This window comes from Variovorax sp. P2_H12 (assembly GCF_056403395.1).
In genome coordinates this window covers 1-521 of sequence record NZ_JBFUFO010000156.1, presented here as the reverse complement: position 1 = coordinate 521, position 521 = coordinate 1, and the positions used below count along the sequence as shown (strand labels likewise).

The following is a 521-nucleotide window of genomic DNA, read 5'->3' as shown; positions in this document are numbered from 1 at the left end:
CCATCAGGGCTCGCAGGAGGAGCCGGAACTCGGTGTCGTCGACAGCGTGGATGACGCGCTGCAGCTGGATGGGGGCGCGCCCCACGAGGGACGCGGCGAACTCCAGCACGGCCACTTCGCTGCTCGATGCCTTGCGTGCCGGGGGTCTGTCGGCGAGCAGGAGCAGTCCCACCGCGTTCCAGTCGATGGAAGGGTGCGGTCCGGCATGTTCGAGGAGCGGTTGACCGGCCGCGTCCGCGAGTTCCTGGTCCTCGAAGAATCGCCGGAGCCAGTAGCCGTCGTGGTGTGCACCGAGGAGGCGTGTCGCCGCCCTCATCTGTTCACTGCTCACGCCCTGCAGCAGGTCGTCGGCGAGCTCCTTGCCCGTGATGCCGCGGGTGGCCATGAGCATCGACCGTCTCCGTTCCCTCGGTGGTCGAGGCCGGGTCGGCCCTTGCTCCACTGTGCCTGGCCGGGTCCTCCCGCCCTGCCGTACACGCCGAAAGTTCGCCCGTGGCGTGCTTTTTCCCCCTGCACACATT

General features: G+C 68.5%; 1 protein-coding gene. It reads right to left on the bottom strand.

Annotated elements, in window-relative coordinates:
- Positions 1-391 (bottom strand): hypothetical protein (locus AC1DYK_RS35615; RefSeq protein WP_478170553.1); only part of this gene is annotated, 391 nt, incomplete at its 3' end.
- Between the last annotated feature and the right edge of the window lie 130 nt (positions 392-521).